We start from the raw sequence: 20,150 nt of genomic DNA on the forward strand, positions 1-20,150 counted from the left end.
CAGATCCCGGTTGATCCGTCATAATCGCAATGAAAGACTGGCTCAGGGACTCGATATGACATCGGAGGGGTACTCAAAAAATGTCGGATCAAATCGCGCCCGGCGCGCTCGACGCCACCGACGAGGCGATCATCGGCCTGCTCGAGGAGGACGGGCGCCTCACGCACCGCGGGATCGCTGCGCAGGTCGGCCTCTCCCGATCGGCAGCGGCGACGCGGGTCCAACGGCTCCTGACCGAAGGCCACATCGACGTCCGCGGCGTCGTCCACGCGGCCGTCCTCGGTCATGAGGTCCTCGCCCATGTCTCCGTCAGCGTGAACGGCTCCGCGACCAGGATCGCGCGCGCCGCCGCGGCGCGCGATGACACCACCCTGGTGTCGATGACCAGCGGCCACCATGCCCTGGTCCTGGAGCTCCGCGCCGGAACCATCGTGCAGATCGATGACGCGCTGGCCGAGGTGCGCGCGATCGACGGCATCGTCGCCGCGGAGACCCTGCTCTACACCGAGGTCATCCGCGACGTCGCCGCTCCTGTCGGCCCCGCGCCCGCCGCGGGCTCGCTCGACGAGACCGACTACGCCCTGCTACGCGCGCTGCAGTCGAACGGCCGCGCTTCCTACGTCGACCTGGCCGCGAGCGTGGGCCTCTCCCCCGCCGGCACACGGCGCCGTGTGGTCCAGCTGCTCGCCGGCAACGTCGTCCGGGTCGGTGCCGTGGTGCGCCACTCGGGACACGAGCGGCGTACGGCCACCGGGATCGGCCTTCGGATCGACGGCGCCGCCCACCGTCCGGTCGCCCAGCAGGTCGCCGACCTTCCGTCGGTGACCTTCGTCGCCCGGACACTGGGACGCTTCGACGCCCTGCTCACGGTCACCACCGCCACCTCCGGTGATCTCGTCGAGGTCCTCGATCACATCCGCGACCTCGACGGCGTCCGCGAGGCCGAGACCTGGAGCCACCTCAGATTCGTCAAGGAGACCTACGCCTCCCTGCACCTCGGCGGAGCCTGACGAGCCGCTCGTCAGGCCCTCAGGCTCGGGGCGGCTGGATGCGCCGGGTCGCGACGGCGTCCAACGTCGCGCCGAGCGCGGCGGTGACGTCGTCGGGGTTCTCGTGGGCGACGCCGAGGAAGATCGCGTCGACCACCACGAGCTGGGCCATCCGGCTCGACATCGCGCCGTACCGGAACCGGGTCTCACGAGAGACCGTGGTGAGGGTGGCGTCGGCGAGCTCGGCCAGCGGAGAGTTCGGGAAGTTGGTGACCGCGACGGTGAAGGCGCCCCGGCCGGCGGCGGTGCGCAGCGCCGAGATCGCCTCCTCGGTCTCGCCGGAGTGTGAGAACGCGATGGCGACTGCGTCGGTCGGGAGCACGGCGGCGCTGGTGAGGGCGAGGTGGGCATCGGCCCAGGCGTTGACCTGGTAGCCGATCCGCCGCAGCTTCTGCTGGAGGTCCTGCGCGGCCAGGCCGCTGGAGGCCGACCCGTACGCGTCCACGACCGAGGCGGTCGTGATCGCGGCGACGACCCGGTCGAGCTCGTCGATGTCGAGCCTGTCCGCGGTCTCCTCGACCGCTCGGGCCTCCTGGAAGGCGAGCTTGCGCACGACCTCCCGCGTCGTGTCCGCCGGGTCGATGTCCCCCTCGGAGACCCCGAACTCGATCCGGCGGCCGGTCTCGTTCGCGCCAGCCCGCGCCAGCGCGAGCCGGAATGCCGAGTAACCGGCGAACCCCAGGCTGCGGCACAGCCTGGTGACGGTCGCGGTCGAGGTCTCGTGGCGGGTGGCGAGCTCGGTGATGGTCAGTCCCGCGGCGGCGCCCGGATCGGCCAGGGCTGCCTCGGCCAGCCGTCGCTCGCTCGGTCTGAGCGCGGGCAGGGCCTGCCGCAGGCGTACCAGGATGTCTTCGCTCATCGTTTCCTCGCTCGGCTCGACCACAACAAGCTGTTAATAATTAACCCGCAGCGGGTCACATCGGAAACATTTTGTCATAGAGTCGACGGATCCGCGGGCGGTGCCACTGCAGGCACGAACCCGACCTCTTGGCCCGACATCTTTGCCCATCCCTAGGAGGATCCGTGAGTACGCAGCGACGACACGGACATCGCACCCGCGCAACGCTCGCCATCGCCCTCGCCGGCGGCCTGCTCGCAGCAGGCCTCGCCGGCTGCGGCAGCGACGCGAAGACCGGTGGCACCAACGGCACCCTGGTCTTCGGGATCTCCGCCGACCCAGCACAGATGGTCCCCTGGACCGCGACCTCGACCCAGTCGATCCAGGTCCTCTCGCAGATCTACAGCCCTCTCCTCAACACCGACGCCGAAGGCGTCCCGGAGGCAGGGCTCGCGGAGCTGCCGGAGATCTCGGAGGACGGGAAGACCTACACCTTCACCCTGCGAGACGACGTCACCTTCGGGGACGGCTCCGATCTCGACTCCGCCGATGTGAAGCACACCTACGAGAAGATCATCGACCCCGCCTCGAGCGCGAGCTCGGCGTCGTACTTCGCCAACGTGGCCGGCATCGAGGCGCCCGACCCGCAGACGGTCGTGGTGACCCTGAAGCAGCCCGACGCCTCCTTCGTGTCCGGGCTGACCGGGGTGAACACCGCGATCGTGCCCTCGGACGTCGACGCGAAGAGCCTGGAGACCAAGCCCGTGGGCTCCGGGCCCTACCAGTTCAAGAGCCGCACCCCGAACGAGTCGATCACGCTCACGCGCAACGCCGACTACTACGCCGGGAAGCCCGGCGCGGCGACCGTCGAGTTCCGCGTCATCCCCGACGAGCAGTCGATGGTGTCCTCGCTGAAGACCGGCTCGGTGGACGTGGCGATCTTCGACAACCCGGTGACGGCGAAGACCGCGACCTCGGGACAGACCAAGTCGATGACGGTCGACTCGCTGTCCTACCACGTGCTGCAGCTGCGGGCGACCTCGCCGACGCTGTCGGACCCCAACGCCCGGCTCGCGATCCAGTGCGCGATCTCGCGCCAGGACGTGATCGACTCCGCCGCGCTGGGGTCGGGGAAGCCGACCGGGCCGATCACCTCGCCTGAGTTCCGCTCGGACCCTGAGGCCCAGCCGTGCCCCGAGCAGGACCTGGACAAGGCGAAGGACTACCTGGCCAAGGCGGGCAAGCCGAACGGGTTCACGCTGAACCTGATGACCTCCCAGGGTCTCTACTCCACCGCGGTGGACGAGGCGCAGAACATCCAGGCACAGCTCGGCAAGGTGGGGATCAAGGTCAACGTCGAGGCGCTCGACTCCAACGCCTACGTCGAGCGGTGGCTCGCGGCCGACTTCGACGCGGCGATCGCGATGAACGGCGGCAGCTCGGACCCGAACACGATGTACAGCCGCTACTTCACCAAGGCGGGCAGCTTCAACAAGGTCGCCGGCTACAGCTCGCCGGAGCTCGACAAGCTCTTCGCCGACGGCATCGCCACCACCGACGCCGCCGCCCGCAAGCCGATCTACGAGGAGATCTCCCAGCACCTGGTCGACCAGGCGGCATGGGTGTGGCTGTTCACCCCGGAGATGTACGTCGTCTCCAACAAGGCAGTGGAGGGCCTGGAGGAGCGCACCGACGCCTCGATCGCGACGCTGTGGAAGGCGTCGGTCTCCTGAGCGCCGCGTCGAGCCTCGCTCACCGGGCGGGCGCCTTCGGGCGCCACCCGGTGGCACGGCGCTTCGGAGAAGCGGCGGTGACGCTCGTCGGGGTATCGATCCTCACGTTCGTGCTGCTGCGGGTGGTCCCGGGCGACCAGATCACCGCGGCGTACGGGACGGCTGCGGGTGACCTCTCCCCCGAGCAGCTGCAGGCGCTGGAGGCCTACTACGGGGTCAACGAGCCGCTCCTGTCCCAGTACCTGGGCTGGCTCGGTGGCGTGCTCACCGGCAACCTCGGAGTCTCGGCGACCTCCCACCTGAGCGTGCTGTCGATGACCGCGCAGTCGTTGCCCAACACCGTCGAGCTGGCTGTGCTCGCGATCGTGATCGGCCTCGCCCTCGGCGTACCGGGCGGGATGCTGGCGGCCAGCCGCCCCGGGCGCGCCCGCGACCAGATCAGCCAGGTGACCAGCCTGGTCGCGCTGTCGGTGCCCTCCTTCCTGCTCGCCGCCGTGGTGTCGAACTGGCTGGTCAACACGGTCGGCTGGTATCCCAACGGCGAGGGCTACCGCACGCTGGGCGAGGACCCCGGCCTCAATCTGCAGCAGATGCTGCTGCCGGCGCTCGTCCTCGGGATCAGCATCGCCCCGCCGATCCTGCAGACCACTCGCGCCGCGATCCTCACCGTCCGTTCCGAGGACTACATCCGGACCGCCCGCGCCAAGGGGGTGTCCGGCCGGCGGCTGCAGGTGCGGCACATCCTCCGTAACGCCCTGATCCCGGTGGTGACGATGAGCGGCCTCCAGTTCGGGTTCCTGCTCGGCGGGGCCCTGGTGGTCGAGCAGATCTTCGCGATCCCCGGGATCGGGCGCCAGGTGCTGCTGGGGCTGGAGCAGAAGGAGTACGCCGTGGTGCAGTCGACCGTGCTGGTGATCGCGGTGATGTTCGTCCTGGTCAACCTGCTCACCGACGTCCTCTACCGTCTCGTCGACCCGAGGGTGCGTGTGTCATGAGTGCTGCGGCTGACATGCACGAGGTGCCCGAGGTCCCCACGACGCGGGCCTCCGGCCGGTGGGTCAAGGCGTTCCGTACGCCGAGCGGGATCGTCGGCCTGATCCTGATGGCCCTGGTGGCAGTGCTCGCGGTCCTCGCCGCGGCCGGGGTCGGACCCGACCCGGCCGCCCAGGACGTGCAGGCTGCGCTCCAGGGACCCAGCGCGAGCCACTGGTTCGGCACCGACCAGTTCGGCCGCGACATCTTCGCCCGGGTCTGCGCCGGCCTGGCCAACTCGCTGCGGGTCGCCCTCGTCTCGGTCACCGTGGCGGCGATCGGCGGGGTGCTGCTCGGCATCCTGGCCGGCTACTACCAAGGCGTCCTCGACCGGGTGGTCGGCGTCATCACCAACGTGCTGTTCGCCTTCCCGTCACTGCTGCTCGCCCTCGCTCTGGCCGCCACCCTGCGCCGCAGCTGGCTGACGGTGGCGATCGCGATCGCGGTGGTCTACCTGCCGATCTTCGCGCGGGTCGCCCGCGGGCCGGTCCTGACGCTGCGCCACGCCGAGTACGTGCTGGCCGCGACCGCGGTCGGTCGCAGCCGGCTCTCCACCCTCTTCGAGCACGTGCTCCCGAACATCCTCGGCATCCTGGTCGTGCAGGTCACCCTGTCGCTGTCCTGGGCGATCCTCACCGAGGCGGCGCTGAGCTTCCTCGGTTTCGGCACCCCGCCACCGGCGGCGTCGCTCGGCGGCATGGTCTATGCAGCGCAGACGCTCAGCAGCGTCGCTCCGTGGATGCTCTTCGCCCCCGGCGTCGCGCTGATCCTGGCCGTGGTCGGGTTGAACCTGCTCGGCGACGGACTCCGAGCCGCGCTCGATCCACGAGGAGCCAACCAGTGAAGGCAGAGCCAGCGAAGGTGGAGCCAGCGAAGGTAGAGCCAGTGAAGGTAGAGCCAGTGAAGGCAGAGGACGAGGCCATGCTCGACGCGCTCACCACCGAGGCATCGAGCACCACGGACGGACCGGAGATCGACCAGCTCTCGGTCGCCGGCCTGGTCGCGACGATGAGCGAGCGCGACGCGACGGTCGCGACGTCGGTACGTTCCGCCCTGCCGTCGATCGCGGCCGCCGCCACCGCGGCGGCCGCTCGGATGCGGGAAGGCGGCCGGTTGATCTACGTCGGCGCGGGCACGTCGGGACGGCTCGGGGTGCTCGACGCCTCCGAGGTGCCGCCCACCTTCGGCCTCGACGGCGTCGTCGTCGGCGTCATCGCCGGCGGCCCGGCGGCACTCTTCAGCGCAGCCGAGGGAGTCGAGGACGACGAGGGGGCGGGTGCGGCCGACCTGGCAGCTCTCGACGTCGGGCCGCTCGACACCGTCGTGGGGATCGCCTCCAGCGGGCGTACGCCCTATGCCCTCGGTGCCCTCGCGTACGCAGCGGAGCACGGCGCCCTCACCGTCGGTGTCGCCTGCAACCTGGGCACCCCCCTGGCGCGCGTCGCCGACCACGGGATCGAGGTGCCGGTCGGCCCCGAGATCCTCGCCGGATCGACCCGGCTCGGCGCCGGCACCGCCACGAAGATGGTGCTCAACATGATCTCGACCGCGACCATGGTGCAGCTCGGAAGGACCTACGGGTCGCTGATGGTGGACATGCGGGCCAACAACGCCAAGCTTCGGCACCGCGCGATCCGGATGGTCACCGAGGCCACCGGAGCCGACGAGGCGACCGTGCTCCGTGCACTCGACGAGGCGGACTGGCACACCAAGCTGGCGATCGCGACGATCCTCACCGGCCTCTCCCCTGCCGAGGCGTCGCAGGCGCTGGAGCTGGCCGGCGGCCGGCTGCGGACCGTCATCGAGGAGCGTGGCTGATGCGCGTGCTCGGAATGATCTCCGGAACCTCCCACGACGGGATCGACATCGCGGTCGTCGACTTCGACGTCGCCCATGACAGGGACGGTGACGTGCTGCGGGCGCGGATCGTCCACCACACCTCGGTGCCCTACGCGGTCGATCTGCGCCAGCGGCTCATCGACGCCATGCCGCCGGCGCCGGTCGGCTTCGACGTCGTCTGCGAGCTCGACACCCGGATCGGGCAGGCGTTCGCCGCGGCCGCGAGCCGGGCTGTCGAGGAGGCCGGCGCCGTCGACGTCGTCTGCACCCACGGCCAGACGGTCTTCCATTGGGTCGAGGGTGGCCGTGCACTCGGCACGCTCCAGATCGGGCAGCCCGCCTGGATCGCCGAGGCGACCGGCGCGAGCGTCGTCTCGGACGTACGCTCCGACGACATCGCTGCCGGCGGTCACGGCGCGCCGTTGGTGCCGCTGCTGGACGTCCGGATGCTGGCGCCGCTGGTCGAGGACGGAGCCGTCGCCGCCGCGCTCAACCTCGGCGGCATCGCCAACCTCACCGTGTGCCGAAGCGCCGCGGACCCGGTCGCATGGGACATCGGGCCCGCCAACGCTCTCATCGACGCGGTGGTCACCGACGCGCCCGGAGCGGCGACCTACGACCGCGACGGCGAGCTCGCCGCAACCGGTGCCGTGGACCCGGCGCTGCTGGCCGAGCTGCTCGACTCTCCCTATTTCGCGCAGCCGGCTCCGAAGAGCACCGGCAAGGAGCTGTTCAACCTCGGCTACGTCCGTGACGCCCTCGAGCGCGCGGGTGTGACGCCCGCGCTTCCCGACCTGGTCGCGACACTCACCGAGCTCTCCGCGGTCACCGTCTCCCAGGCGGTCTCCCAGGCTGGCGTCGAGGTGCTGGTGGCCTCCGGTGGCGGCGTACGCAACCCGGTTCTGATGCGACGGCTCGGCGAGCTCCTCCCCGGCGTGCGCGTCACCACCAGCGACGCCCTCGGCGTCCCGTCCGACCACAAGGAGGCCATCGCCTTCGCCCTCATCGGCTGGGCCAGCGTCCACGGACTCCCCGGCAACGTCCCCAGCTGCACCGGTGCCGACGGACCCCGCGTGCTCGGCCGGATCAGCCCGAGGGACACGCCTCCGCCTGCGATCGACGCCTGGCCCGGCACCCTGGTGTTCGAGCGATGACCGGCCGGCAACCCGTTCAGACGTACGCCGACCGCCTGCTCACCCTCGGCAGGGAAGGCACCCATCCGGCAGGCGCCGTCGTCGGGCTGCGCACCCCGGACGGCTCCGAGGTCGCGGCCTCCGGCTGGGCCCGGCTGCCCGCTGCCGACCGGCCCGGCGTGCCCATGCAGCCCGACCACATGCTCGACCTCGCCTCGGTCACCAAGCTCGTCGCGACCACGGCGATCACGATGCGGCTCGTGGCCGCCGGCGATCTGCGTCTCGACGACCCGGTGCGCCGACACCTGCCCGCCTTCCGAGGTGAAGGGAAGGACGAGGCGACCGTCGAGCAGCTGCTGACCCACACGGCCGGGCTGCGTCCGTGGTGGCCGCTCTACGCCGCCGTGCCCAGTGGCCGGCGCAGCGAGACGATCCAGCACGTCCAGCAGCTCCCGCTGGCGTACCCGCCCGGCACCGGCTGGACGTACTCCGACCTCGGCATGATCCTGCTCGGCGCGGTGATCGAGCGGGCCACCACGCTCCGGCTGGACGAGGCGTACGAGCAGCTCGTGGCCGCACCGCTGGGGCTCTCGGCCCGGTTCGGACCGGTCGTCCCGGACCGCGCCGCCTCGAGCGCGGACAGCGACGCCTATGAGTTCGCCATGCTTGCCACCGACGAGCCGCACCCCGTCGGCATCCCGCCGGCTCGATTCTCGCGATGGCGTGACCATCCCCTCCGGGGAGAGGTCAACGACGGCAACACCGCCCACTCCCTCGACGGCGTCGCCGGGCACGCCGGCCTCTTCTCGAGCGTCGAGGACCTGCTGACCTACGGGACGGCACTGTGCGAGGGCACCTTCGTGCCACGCGAGGTGCTCGACCGCTTCGCGACACCGCACCCCGAGCATCCCGAGCAGGCGCTCGGCGCCTTCCTCGGCCGGGCCGGCGAGACCAGCTTCCTGCAGCATCCCGGCTTCACCGGCACCTTCTTCGCCGTCGCCCCTGACACCGGCCTCGTCGTCGCCGGCGGCGCGACCCGGCTGCACGGCCCGCTCGGCCCGATCGACCACAATCCCACCCGGCTCCCAGACGTCGTACCCGGCACCGAGATCATCTCGGTGCTGCTCGACGCGGCCGGCCTCGAGGAGGACCGATGACCCCCGTCCTGTCCGTACGCGACCTCTCGGTCACCTTCGACACCGGCGAGGGCCCGGTCCAGGCACTGCACGACATCTCCCTCGACCTCGCCGCCGGCGAGACCGTCGCCGTCGTCGGCCAGTCCGGCTCCGGCAAGTCGACGCTCGCCTCCTGCGTCAACCGGCTCCTGGCGGACAACGGCCGGATCACCGCCGGCGCGATCACCCTCGGCGAGCAGGACATCACCCGCGCCCCCGAGTCGACCATGACCGCGATCCGTGGCCGACGCATCGGTCTGGTGCCGCAGGACCCGATGACCAACCTCAACCCGGTGATGACCGTCGGTGCGCAGATCACCGAGGCGCTGGAGGTCCACGGTCTCGCGTCCGGGCAGGACGCGCGCGAACGCGCCATCGACCTGCTCGGCCAGGCCGGCATCGACCGGCCCGCCGCCCGCTTCCGCCAGTATCCCCACGAGTTCTCTGGCGGGATGCGGCAACGCGTGCTCATCGCGATTGCGCTCGCGTGCCGCCCCGAGGTGCTCCTCGCCGACGAGCCGACCTCCGCGCTCGACGTCACCGTGCAGCGCCTCGTCCTCGACCAGATGGCCGAGCTCACCGCCGAGCTCGGCACCGGCGTGCTCCTCATCACCCACGATCTCGCCCTGGCCGCCGAACGCGCCGACCGGGTCATCGTCATGCATCGCGGCTGGGTCGTCGAGAGCGGTGACGCGGCCACGATCATCGCGTCCCCACAGCATGACTACACCGAGCGGCTGCTGGCCGCCGCCCCCGCCATGTCCGACGTCAAGGTCATCCCGACAGCCGACGACGAGTCCGCCGAGCGCCCCGAGACCCTCCTCGAGGTGAGCGGCGCCGTACGCCGCTACCGGATCCGCGGGCAGCGCGAGCACCTCCACGCCGTCGACGGGATCGACCTCTCCATCCCCAAGGGACGCACGGTCGCCATCGTCGGCGAGTCCGGCTCCGGCAAGTCCACCGCCGCCCGGCTCGCGCTTCGCCTCGAACGGGCCGATGCCGGCACCATCCGCTACCGCGGCACCGATCTGGCGAGCCTGCGCGGCAAGGACCTGCTCGCCTACCGGCGCGCCATCCAGCCGGTCTTCCAGAACCCGTACGCCTCCCTCGACCCGCGCTACACGATCGGGCAGGTCATCGACGAGCCCCTGCGTGTCCACCGCATCGGCGACGCCGCCTCTCGCCGCAAGGCCGTGGCCGACCTGCTCGACCGGGTCGACCTGCCCGCGGCGTACGCCCACCGGCGGCCGCACGAGCTCTCCGGTGGCCAACGCCAGCGAGTCGCGATCGCCCGCGCCCTCGCCCTCGATCCCGAGCTCGTCGTCATGGACGAGGCGGTCAGCGCTCTCGACGTCCTCGTCCAGGAGCAGATCCTGGAGCTGATGGTCGATCTCCAGCGCGACCGGGGTCTCTCCTACCTCTTCATCAGCCACGACCTCGCCGTCGTCCACCTCGTCGCCCACCACGTCTACGTCATGAAGGCCGGCAAGATCGTCGAGCACGGCGATCCCGACACCGTCTTCCGCTCGCCGCAGCATCCCTACACCCAGCAGCTCGTCGCCGCCGTACCTCGCCCGCACGAACAGGCGTCGTAGCCTCTCGGGTCGCGAGGGTATGGCACCAGACCGGATCGGCATTGGACGCACTCGGACGCCCGGCGCGAGCATTCACCCATGACTCGGAACGAGACGTACGTCACACATCACTCCTTCGTGACCCGATGGCCGGCTCGCGCGCTGGGCCTGGCGATCGCCCTCCTCTGCACCCTGAGCCTCACCACCCCGGCCGCGGTGGCAGGGCAGGCGCCTCCGCCGGCGGGCGACCCGACTGACACCTCAGCGGCCTGGGCACAGGCCGACGAGATCCGGGCACGCGTCAAGCCGCCGACGTTCCCCGACCATGCGGTCAGCATCCTCGACTTCGGCGCCGATCCGTCGGGCCAGGCGAAGAGCACCGACGCCTTCCGTAAGGCGATCGAGGCGGTGAACGCGGCCGGCGGCGGCCGGGTGGAGGTGCCGACCGGGGTCTTCCTCACCGGCGCGATCCACCTGAAGAGCAACGTGAACCTGCACCTCGCCGACGACGCGACGATCCGCTTCAGCCGGGACAAGGCGGACTTCCTGCCGGTGGTGAAGACGCGCTACGAGGGTGTCGAGCTCTACAACTACTCCCCCTTCATCTACGCCTACCAGGTCGAGAACGTCGCGGTGACCGGTAACGGGACCCTGGACGGCAACGCCGACGCCGACAACTGGTGGGACTGGAAGGCGAAGAGCCCCCGCCCGGAGACGCCGGACCGCAACGAGCTCTTCCGGATGGGCGAGGAGGGCGTGCCGGTCGAGGAGCGGGTCTTCGGCGCCGGCCACTACATCCGCCCGAGCTTCGTCGAGTTCTACGAGAGCCGCAACATCCTGGTCCAGGGCGTCACGCTCAACAGGTCGCCGATGTGGCTGCTGCACCCGACGCTGTCGCAGAACGTGACCATCGACGGCGTACACCTGGAGAGCCTCGGCCCCAACAACGACGGGGTGAACCCGGAGTCCAGCCGCGACGTGGTCATCAAGAACACCTTCTTCAACACCGGCGACGACAACATCGCGATCAAGTCGGGGCGCAACGCCGAGGGCCGCCGCATCGGCGTTCCCGCCGAGAACATCCTCATCGAGGGCAACTACATGCAGGCCGGCCACGGGGCGGTGGTCGCCGGAAGCGAGATGTCCGGCGGCGTACGCAACGTCTTCGCGCAGGACAACGTCATGGACAGCCCCGACCTCGACCGCGTGGTCCGGATCAAGACCAACTCGGTACGCGGCGGGGTGGTCGAGGACATCTACGTCCGTGACAACGCGGTGCCGCAGCAGGGTGGCCAGGCGGTCTGGGTCGACTTCCGCTACGAGGAGGGCGACGCGGGCGACTTCACCCCGACCGTGCGGGACGTCTACATCGAGGACCTGCACAGCGTCGGGGGCACCCACGCGATCTTCCTGCGAGGCTACGCCCGCTCTCCGATCACCAACATCAACATCCTGAACTCCTCCTTCTCCGGTGTCCGCACACCGATGCTGGCCGAGCACGTCCAAGGCCTGCGGCTGGTCAACACCACCATCAACGCCCAGCCCGCCGACGCGGTGGTCTGCCAGGGCACGGTGTGGCTCGGGATCCCCGAGAAGCTGGTCAGCTCCGGCGTCGAGGACCGGGTGGCGGACGGCCAGTGGTGCCTGTCGGAGCAGTTCGCCGAGGAGCACGCCTGGTCCTCCCCCGGCCAGTTCCGTGCGTACGTCGCGGAGCGGACCGCTGCCCTGCTGAAGGCCGGCGTGATCACCGAGGCGGAGAAGGAGGCCCTCCAGGAGGCCGCCTCGCGGACCGCCATCGGAGCTCGCCGATAACGCGGACCCGAGCCCGCCACGTCATCAGACGCTGGTGGGCTCGGGCTCCGGAGCTTCGACGGGCGCGCGCCTGACCTTGAGCACCGCGAAGGCGACGATGACAGCGGCGACGGCGAAGAGCAGGCCGTACGCAGCCACCGACTCGGCCTCGAAGCTGCGCAGCAGCGTACGTCCGTTGGTGACCAGGATGATGCTGCCGACCAGGCCGCCGAGGATGGGCAGCGAGAGGTGCTTGACGAGGTAGGCGGCGAACGGGGCGGCGATCACGCCACCGATGAGAAGCCCGCCGATGATCCGCCAGTCGAGCGCCTCCCCTGCCAGACCGACGAGGAAGCCGACGCTCGCAGAGACGGTGGTGACGAACTCGGCGGTGGAGACCGAGCCGATCACCTTGCGCGGGTGCAGGGTGCCGCTGGAGATCAGCGTGGGCGTCGTGACCGGGCCCCAGCCACCGCCGCCGGTCGCGTCGATGAAGCCGCCGAACAGGCCCAGCGGAGCGAGCAGGCCGAGCCCCGGCCGGCGGCCCGGGATGAAGACCGGCGGCTTCCCGAAGACGAAGCGCGCGACGATGTAGAGACCCAGCAGGAGCAGGAGACCGGCCACCCACGGCGTGGCGCTCTCGGTGGAGAGACCGGAGAGGACCGTCGCGCCGACGAAGGCGCCGATACCACCGGGGATCGCGATCTTGCCCACGACCTTCCAGTCGACGTTCCCGAGCCGCCAGTGGGAGACGCCCGAGACGAACGTCGTGCCGACCTCGGCCAGGTGGACCGATGCTGACGCGACCGCAGGGGCGACGCCGGTGGCAACGAGCAGGGTGCTGGAGGTGACGCCGTAGGCCATGCCCAACGAGCCGTCTACGGCTTGGGCCGCTAGGCCTACGAGAGCAAAGATGATCAGCCGCTCCATGCGGGACTCCTGGGGCGAGGGGGGGGTGGGATGGTAATGTAACTCTAATTACTATAGATAGTCTTTCTGGGGTTCTCTAATCGTCTCGGTGGGCGGGCGCATCGGTGGTCGAGCTTGTCGAGACCCGTCGCCTCCGCCGGTCGAGCCCGTCGAGACCCGTCGCCTCCGCCGGTCGAGCCGCCGGAGCCGCTAGGCGGAGGCGTGTCGAGACCAACACAGTCCCTCAGTGATCGAGCTTGTCGAGACCTGCCTCCCGCTGGTCGAGCCGCCGGAGCCGCTAGGCGGAGGCGTGTCGAGACCAACACGGTTCTGGTCGGGGAAACCTCGCTGAGCGACTGTTACTTCGTTTCAGTGTTCGCCGCCGACCCTTCTTCGAGTGTTTCTCGATCAGCCGCCGCGTCAAGGACGGGCTTCGCCCGCCGCTTCGCGGTGGCCTTCGGCCATCCTTGACTCGGCACCTGATCAAGAAAGATTTCGCCATTATCGGGGCGGCGGCGAGGGTGTGGCGCGGGGTTCAGGTTGCTTGTTCGCTGACTGCGTAAATCGGTTCTGACCAGCAAAAACAGGTAGCGCTACGGTACTGTTCCGCATATAATGAGGCGTATGAACGAGACCGTCGACCAGCTCCTCACCGGGCCGCCCCTGGGTGCGTCCGAAGGTGAGCTGGTCGACTGGATCAGCCGGCTCGAAGAAGTGAAGTGCATCGCCGAGGCTGTTCAGGCAGAAGCGGCCGTACGCCTCGACGAAGCCACCCGCGCCCGGCAGGCCGAGGCCGGGATCCCTGCCCGCAAGCTCGGCGAAGGCGTGGCCTCGCAGATCGCGCTGGCGAGGCGGGTCTCACCTGCCAAGGGCGCCAAACTGCTGGGCCTGGCGAAGATCTTGATCACCGAGATGCCGCACACCTTCGCGTTGATGAAAGCGGGCCTGTTCTCGCAGTGGCAGGCCACCATCCTCGCCCGCGAAACCGCCTGCCTCTCGATGAAGGACCGCCGGGTCATCGACTACGAACTCTGCGCTATCGGATCCGATGGTGAACCGCCTGCTGTGGTCACGATGGGGCTGCGGCAAATGGAGAACGCGGCCAAGAAACTCGCGATCACCCTGGACCAGGAGTCCGTCGTGGCCCGTGCATCGAACGCGGAGAAAGACCGTCGAGTCAGCGTGCGACCGGCACCGGACACGATGACCTGGCTGGGTGCGCTGCTGCCGGTCAAGGACGGCGTCGCCGTCTACGCCGCACTGGACCAGGCAGCCAAGGCCGCGCAGGCTGCTGGGGATGAACGGACGAGGGGTCAGGTCATGGCCGACACACTGGCCGACCGCGTCACCGGCCGCACCACCACCGACGGCGCCAAGCCTCGGATCGAGGTCAAGATCGTCATGACCGCCGACGCCCTCACCAACGACAGCGACCAGCCCGCGATGGTCGAGGGCTACGGCCCCGTCCCCGCCGCATGGACCCGCGAAGCACTCGCCGACGCCGAGGTCTTCATCCGCAGGCTGTTCACCGACCCGGCCGGGCAGCTGGTCGCCATGGAATCCCGCTCCCGCAAAGCCCCCGACGGACTCGCCGAGTTCATCACCACCCGCGACGGCGGAATCTGCCGCACCAACGGCTGCGACGCCCCCATCCGCAACGTCGACCACGCCCAGCGCCACGCTGACGGCGGCAAGACCAGCGCCGCGAACCTCCAAGGGCTCTGCGAAAGATGCAATCAAGCGAAAGAAGCCCTCGGCTGGCAAGCCAGACCCAGACCCGACGGCAGCATCATCACCATCACACCGACGGGCCATATCTACGTGAGCCCACCACCCGACACCTGGCTTCCGGGCCCACCACCCCTCTCGCGGGGAGAGTTCGTGCTGCGCGATCTGCTCGTCGACCACACGCTCGCGGCCTGAGAGTCGCGCTGTCGAAACCTTCTTCGGATCGGTGCTTGACCTTGACCCTGCGTCAGGGCTGCACGCTTCTTTCACGGCCCCAAACGGGACCAGGAACACAAACACCGAACCAAGGAGCACGACATGAACAACGTCCTCACCCGCATGACCGCCGGCAAGAAGGACTGGAAGCGCATGGAGGCCCGCGCCGCCGAGCTGCCCTCCGACTACCGCACCGTCTACAGCAAGATGAAGAGCTACATGTGGCCCTTCACCGCCGGTGACGGGATGGACGTCGTCGCCATCCTGCGTGAGATTCTCGATCTGTTCGAGACCGAGGCCGCGGCCGGTCGTAAGGTCATCGAGGTCACCGGGACCGACCTGGCCGCCTTCTGCGACGCGCGGCTGCCCAAGGAAGGTGCCTACCACATCAACCTGCGTGCCCACCTCAACGACGTCGCCTTGAAGCTCTCTTGAGCGCGGTGAGCGGGAGCGTGGCGGATCCTCTATCGGCTCCAGAACAAATGTCTGGATAAGGCTATGGTTCGCCACCTCCGCGTGGTCCACTGTGACGCACGTCTCTTCTGGCTGCCCTAGCGGCAGCCCCGCATGCTGGAGGAACACAAGTGAACGACTCGGCCCTGCTCTCGGTCGGCCTCCCCATCGCGTTGGCGATCATCATGTTCGGGCTGGGCCTGAGCCTGACTCCGAAAGACTTCCGCCGAGTCGTACGCACCCCGCGAGCCGTCATCGTGGCGCTCACCCTCCAGATCCTGGTGCTGCCGCTGATCGCGTTCGGGCTGATCCTGGTCGCGGACGTGGACCCGCTGATCGCCGTCGGGATCATGCTGCTGGCCGCCTCGCCGGGCGGGACCACGGCCAACCTCTTCAGCCACCTCTTCCGCGGCGATGTCGCGCTCAACGTCACTTTGACTGCGGTGAACTCGGTGCTCGCGGCGGTCTCCATCCCGCTGATCACCAACGCCGCGATCGTCTACTTCGATGCCGGCGACACCCTTGGCCTGCAGTTCGGCAAGGTCGTCCAGGTCATCGCGATCGTGCTCGTCCCCGTCGGCATCGGGATGCTCGTACGGAGCCGGTCCGAGACGTTCGCCGCCCGGGCGGACAAACCGGTCCGGATCTTCTCGATCGTCGTGCTGGTCATGGTCTCGGTCGGCGCGATCCTCGGCGAGCGGGACAACATCGCCGGCTACCTTCAGGAGGTCGGCGTCGTCGTGACGCTGTTCTGCTGCGCGAGCCTCTTCCTGGGCTACCTCGGGGCTCGGGTCTTCAAGCTCGGCCAGGCGCAGGCGATCGCGACCTCGATGGAGGTCGGGATCCACAACACCACCGTGGCCCTCACCATCGCCCTGAGCGTCCTCGACAACACGACCGTCGCCATCCCGGCCGCGGTCTACAGCATCGTGATGTACGTCCTCGCCACGGCCTTCGGCTTCCTCATCACCCGCTCGCGCATCGCGCAGCCCGCCGCGACGTACGACGCGACCACCCGGCGATGAAGCCCGGCGCGGGAAGGAGTACCAGGCTCCGACCGCGCCGAGCACGAGGAGGAAGAGGCAGACCAGCGTGAAGGCAGCGGTGACGGCAGCGACACTGTCGGCCGGCACGTTCGCGGCGAGCACCGCCTCCCCCAGCCCTGGCGGCAGCAGAGCGGTGAGCAGCGTGAGGGCGATGGCAAGGCTGAGCACGTTGCCGGTGTTCTGCAGCATCAGACGCGTGGCGTTGACGACGCCGAGCGCATCCTCCGGGGCCCGCTCCAGCAGGACGGTCGCGTTGGTCCCGATGAACAGACCCGTCGCCAACCCGACGATCGCGAGGGTCGCCATCACCAACCAGGTCTGCTCGAGGTGGATCGCGAGCGCCACCAGGGCGACGCCGCACGTGCCCACCACCGACCCGCCGGACATGATCTGGTGCGCCGTCCAGCGGCGGGACAGCCGACCGAGGGTCAGCGAGGCGAGGATCATCCCGACCGGCATCGGCAGCAGCATCAGTCCGGCCGTGCCAGGGGCAGCACCGACCACGCTCTGGAAGTAGAGACTGGCGAGCACGATCAGCGGGAACCGTCCGGCGCCGGTGAAGAAGCCGGCGAGGAAGAGCCTCCCCACCCGGCGGATGACCACGACGTCGACCACTGGCGCAGCGGCCCGCCGTTCGATGAGCAGCAGGACCGGGACCAGGAGAAACGATCCCACGATGCCGCCGATCACCAGGGGATGGCGCCAGCCGAGATCCGTCAGCGAGGTGATCCCGATCGTCAGCATGACGACGGCGATCATGATCACCAGGTTGCCGGGAAGATCGAGACCGACGGCTCGCTTGTCCACAACCGGCCGCGGCAGCAGCAGGTGCCCAGCCGCCAGAGCGATCAGGCAGACCGGCACGTTGAGCCAGAACACCCACTGCCACCCGACGTGGTCGACGATCAGGCCACCGAGCGTCGGCCCGATCAGGTTGGCTGTCGGGAACGAGGCGGCGTACAGGCCCATGGCGCCCCCCAGGGAGGCGCGTGGGAAGGCCTGATGGATGAGGGTGGCGCCGTTGCCGATGAGCACCGCACCACCGATGGCGGAGACCACACGGAGACCGATGAGCACCTCGACGTTCGGAGCGAAACCGGCCAGGAGACTGGTCACCGAGAAGATGACCAAGCCACCGAGATAGAGCCCGCGCTGCCCCCAGACGTCGCTGAGGCGACCGAAGAGGAGCAGGCAGGCGGTGTTGGCGACCATGTAGGAGAGCAGCAGCCAGCTCCCTTCCGTGGAGCTCGCGTCGAACTCCCTGCTCAGTGTCGGCAGCGCGACGTTCAGCGAGCTGGCGTTGAGCGCCATCACCGCGCTGACCAGGCAGACCACGATCAAGGTGGACCGCGCTGCGGCCGTCACCTCGGCGGGTTGGGACTCGCTCATGCAACCTCCTGCGCCGTGCAGCACGGCGCCACGTGCGTCGTACGCCCCGGCACGACCGGTGCCGCACGAGGGCGTCCTGGAAAGAAAGTCCGATATCCGGATTGTGACCCTTGACACACCCGTTCGGCGACCCAATGATGAATCCCATCCTAGAGCGTGATTCTAGATTGAGCCACCAGCATCCGCGGCCGGCACCGATCGCGGAACGAACGGGAGGGTCCGATATGAGAGCACCGACTGGGTCCGCGAATGAGCCGCTTCTGCGCATCGAGGACCTCCACGTGGAGTTTCGGACCGGGGGTGGCACGGTCGAGGCGCTGAACGCCGTCGACCTCTGGATCGACGCCGGAGAGACCGTTGCCGTCGTCGGTGAGTCCGGGTCAGGAAAGAGCGTCACGGCGCTCGCCGTCCTCGGGCTGCTGGGCAACGGCCGAGTCAGCGGCGGTCGAATCACCTGGAACGGCAAGGACATCACCGGGGCCTCCAACAGTGACATGCGCACCGTCCGGGGCAAGGAGATCTCGGTGATCTTCCAGGACCCGATGACCTCGCTCGACCCGCTCTTCACGATCGGCCATCAGCTCGTCGAGGCCTATCGGATCCACCACGACGTCTCGAAGCGGCAAGCACGCCGGCGCGCCGTCGAGCTGCTCGATCTCGTCGGTATCCCGGAGCCCGAGACCAAGGTCAAGGCATATCCCCACCAGCTCTCCGGTGGGCAGCGGCAGCGGGTCATGATCGCCGGCGCGCTCGCCTGCGACCCGCGCCTGCTCATCGCCGACGAACCCACCACCGCCCTCGACGTGACCGTCGAGGCCCAGGTGCTCGCGCTGATCCGCGACCTCCAGGATCGGACCGGGGTCGGGCTGATGCTCATCACCCACGACATGGGCGTGGTCGCCGAGATGGCCGACCGGGTGGTCGTCTTCTACGCCGGGCAGGTCGTCGAGGCGGGCACCGCCGACGAGATCCTCGACCGGCCCCAGCACCCCTACACCCGGGCGTTGCTCGATGCCATCCCGCGCCGCGACACCCCGCGCGACCAGGAGATGCCGGCGATCCCGGGCGCGGTCCCCGCGCTCAACGACATGCCCAGCGGCTGCCGCTTCGCCACCCGCTGCTCCGAGGCCGGCCCCGAGTGCGCAGAGCCCCAGCCGCTGCGCGCCCTCTACGGGCGACAGGTCCGCTGCTGGCGTCCCGACGAGGACCACGGTCTCCTCGAGCCGATGGCGGAGGTGGCCCGATGATCGTTCCCGACGCGGCTCCTCTCGTCGAGGCCCACGGACTCGTCAAGCACTTCGGCGACGGCAAGGGCCTCTTCACTCCCCAACGGCCACCCGTACGGGCCGTCGACGGGGTCTCCCTGACCATCAAGCGCGGCGAGACGCTCGGTCTGGTCGGCGAGTCGGGCTCGGGCAAGTCGACGCTCGGCCGCCTGATCCTTCGGCTGATCGAGCCGACCAGCGGCTCTGTCACCTTCGACGGCCAAGACATCGCCGCACTGTCCAAGAGCAGGCTGACCCAGCTTCGCAAGCGCATGCAGCTCGTCTTCCAGGATCCGGTCAGCTCCTTCAACCCGCGGATGACCATCGCGCAGGTGCTGACCGAGCCCATGGTCGTCCACGGCATGGGCGACAGGGCCAGCCGCATCCGCCGCGCGAAGGAGCTGCTGGATCTGGTCGGGCTGCCCTCCTACGCACTGGAGCGCTACCCTCATCAGTTCTCCGGTGGGCAGGCTCAGCGCATCGGGATCGCCCGCGCCCTCTCGACCGACCCGGACCTGATCGTCTGCGACGAGGCGGTCAGCGCCCTCGACGTCTCCGTCCAGGCGCAGGTGCTCAACCTGCTCAAGGAGGTCCAGCGCGAGCTCGGCCTCTCGTACCTCTTCATCGCCCACGACCTCAACGTGGTGCGCTACATCTCCGACCGCGTCTGCGTGATGTACCTCGGCAAGCTCGCCGAGGTCGCCCACGCCGACGACATCAGCGAGCGACCGAGACATCCCTACTCGCAGGCGCTGATGGCGTCTATCCCCTCCCCCGACGCCCATCATCAGCTGCGGACGCCGCTCGCCGGTGAGATCCCCAGCCCGCGACGGCCGCCCTCTGGCTGCCGGTTCCACCCACGCTGCAGCCAGAGCATCGACGGCTGTGACCGCGACGAGCCGGAGCTGCTGACAATCGGCGCTCCGGGCGAGGCCAGCAGCGTCGCCTGCCACCTCTTCGACCCCACTCCCGCGAGGTGA

General features: G+C 69.4%; 16 protein-coding genes and 1 pseudogene. 14 read left to right on the top strand and 3 right to left on the bottom strand.

Features of this window, described 5'->3' with window-relative positions; translation table 11 throughout:
* Positions 1 to 80: 80 nt before the first annotated feature.
* Complete coding sequence (locus tag BJ988_RS13805) at positions 81 to 1,010, top strand: Lrp/AsnC family transcriptional regulator (RefSeq protein ID WP_179658517.1); 930 nt, start codon at positions 81 to 83, stop codon at positions 1,008 to 1,010.
* Between the two features lie 19 nt (positions 1,011 to 1,029).
* On the opposite strand, the gene BJ988_RS13810 is transcribed toward BJ988_RS13805, so the two are convergent.
* Positions 1,030 to 1,908: a MurR/RpiR family transcriptional regulator gene (locus BJ988_RS13810; RefSeq protein WP_218860852.1), complete on the bottom strand. Its 879-nt coding sequence runs from the start codon at positions 1,906 to 1,908 to the stop codon at positions 1,030 to 1,032.
* Positions 1,909 to 2,072: 164 nt separating this feature from the next.
* Here BJ988_RS13810 and BJ988_RS13815 point away from each other — a divergent pair, with 164 nt between their 5' ends.
* The 8 genes from BJ988_RS13815 to BJ988_RS13850 all read left to right on the top strand — a co-directional run bounded on the left by BJ988_RS13815 (position 2,073) and on the right by BJ988_RS13850 (position 12,185).
* Positions 2,073 to 3,620 (top strand): ABC transporter substrate-binding protein, encoded by a 1,548-nt coding sequence (locus BJ988_RS13815; protein ID WP_179658518.1) that lies wholly within the window; start codon positions 2,073 to 2,075, stop codon positions 3,618 to 3,620.
* Positions 3,506 to 4,615 (top strand): ABC transporter permease, encoded by a 1,110-nt coding sequence (locus tag BJ988_RS13820; protein ID WP_246321481.1) that lies wholly within the window; start codon positions 3,506 to 3,508, stop codon positions 4,613 to 4,615. The genes BJ988_RS13815 and BJ988_RS13820 overlap by 115 nt, the downstream gene beginning before the upstream one ends.
* A complete protein-coding gene (locus BJ988_RS13825) occupies positions 4,612 to 5,496 on the top strand; it encodes an ABC transporter permease (RefSeq protein WP_218860856.1) in 885 nt (294 codons plus the stop codon). The genes BJ988_RS13820 and BJ988_RS13825 overlap by 4 nt, the downstream gene beginning before the upstream one ends.
* A gap of 41 nt (positions 5,497 to 5,537) precedes the next feature.
* Entirely contained in the window at positions 5,538 to 6,470 is a 933-nt protein-coding gene (gene murQ / locus BJ988_RS13830; RefSeq protein WP_343051606.1) for an N-acetylmuramic acid 6-phosphate etherase, read from the top strand.
* Positions 6,470 to 7,645, top strand: coding sequence for an anhydro-N-acetylmuramic acid kinase (locus BJ988_RS13835; protein ID WP_218860858.1), 1,176 nt, complete (start codon positions 6,470 to 6,472; stop codon positions 7,643 to 7,645). Before murQ ends, BJ988_RS13835 begins: the two co-directional genes overlap by 1 nt.
* On the top strand, positions 7,642 to 8,781 hold the full coding sequence (locus BJ988_RS13840; protein WP_179658520.1) for a serine hydrolase domain-containing protein: 1,140 nt from the start codon (positions 7,642 to 7,644) through the stop codon (positions 8,779 to 8,781). The genes BJ988_RS13835 and BJ988_RS13840 overlap by 4 nt, the downstream gene beginning before the upstream one ends.
* On the top strand, positions 8,778 to 10,394 hold the full coding sequence (locus BJ988_RS13845; protein ID WP_179658521.1) for an ABC transporter ATP-binding protein: 1,617 nt from the start codon (positions 8,778 to 8,780) through the stop codon (positions 10,392 to 10,394). The genes BJ988_RS13840 and BJ988_RS13845 overlap by 4 nt, the downstream gene beginning before the upstream one ends.
* Positions 10,395 to 10,472: 78 nt before the next feature.
* Complete coding sequence (locus tag BJ988_RS13850; protein ID WP_179658522.1) at positions 10,473 to 12,185, top strand: glycoside hydrolase family 28 protein; 1,713 nt, start codon at positions 10,473 to 10,475, stop codon at positions 12,183 to 12,185.
* A 24-nt stretch (positions 12,186 to 12,209) separates the two neighbouring features.
* Here BJ988_RS13850 and BJ988_RS13855 read toward each other — a convergent pair whose 3' ends face one another.
* Positions 12,210 to 13,094 (bottom strand): sulfite exporter TauE/SafE family protein, encoded by an 885-nt coding sequence (locus BJ988_RS13855; RefSeq protein ID WP_179658523.1) that lies wholly within the window; start codon positions 13,092 to 13,094, stop codon positions 12,210 to 12,212.
* Between the two features lie 603 nt (positions 13,095 to 13,697).
* Here BJ988_RS13855 and BJ988_RS13860 point away from each other — a divergent pair.
* From BJ988_RS13860 to BJ988_RS13870, 3 genes are all read left to right on the top strand, one after another.
* Positions 13,698 to 14,996, top strand: a complete 1,299-nt coding sequence (locus BJ988_RS13860; protein WP_179658524.1) for an HNH endonuclease — start codon at positions 13,698 to 13,700, stop codon at positions 14,994 to 14,996.
* A gap of 123 nt (positions 14,997 to 15,119) precedes the next feature.
* The gene (locus tag BJ988_RS13865; protein ID WP_179658525.1) at positions 15,120 to 15,452 is read left to right on the top strand and encodes a DUF1048 domain-containing protein; all 333 of its coding nucleotides are present in this window, start codon (positions 15,120 to 15,122) and stop codon (positions 15,450 to 15,452) included.
* A gap of 203 nt (positions 15,453 to 15,655) precedes the next feature.
* Complete coding sequence (locus BJ988_RS13870) at positions 15,656 to 16,495, top strand: bile acid:sodium symporter family protein (protein ID WP_218861492.1); 840 nt, start codon at positions 15,656 to 15,658, stop codon at positions 16,493 to 16,495.
* 195 nt (positions 16,496 to 16,690) lie between these two features.
* Here the strand turns inward: BJ988_RS13870 and BJ988_RS30465 are convergent.
* A pseudogene (locus BJ988_RS30465) lies at positions 16,691 to 17,905 on the bottom strand (MFS transporter); the annotation flags it as partial.
* A 281-nt stretch (positions 17,906 to 18,186) separates the two neighbouring features.
* Here BJ988_RS30465 and BJ988_RS13875 point away from each other — a divergent pair.
* Positions 18,187 to 19,152: an ABC transporter ATP-binding protein gene (locus BJ988_RS13875; RefSeq protein ID WP_343051607.1), complete on the top strand. Its 966-nt coding sequence runs from the start codon at positions 18,187 to 18,189 to the stop codon at positions 19,150 to 19,152.
* Complete coding sequence (locus BJ988_RS13880; protein WP_179658527.1) at positions 19,149 to 20,150, top strand: ABC transporter ATP-binding protein; 1,002 nt, start codon at positions 19,149 to 19,151, stop codon at positions 20,148 to 20,150. Before BJ988_RS13875 ends, BJ988_RS13880 begins: the two co-directional genes overlap by 4 nt.

The organism is Nocardioides panzhihuensis (genome assembly GCF_013408335.1).
Lineage (GTDB): Bacteria > Actinomycetota > Actinomycetes > Propionibacteriales > Nocardioidaceae > Nocardioides > Nocardioides panzhihuensis.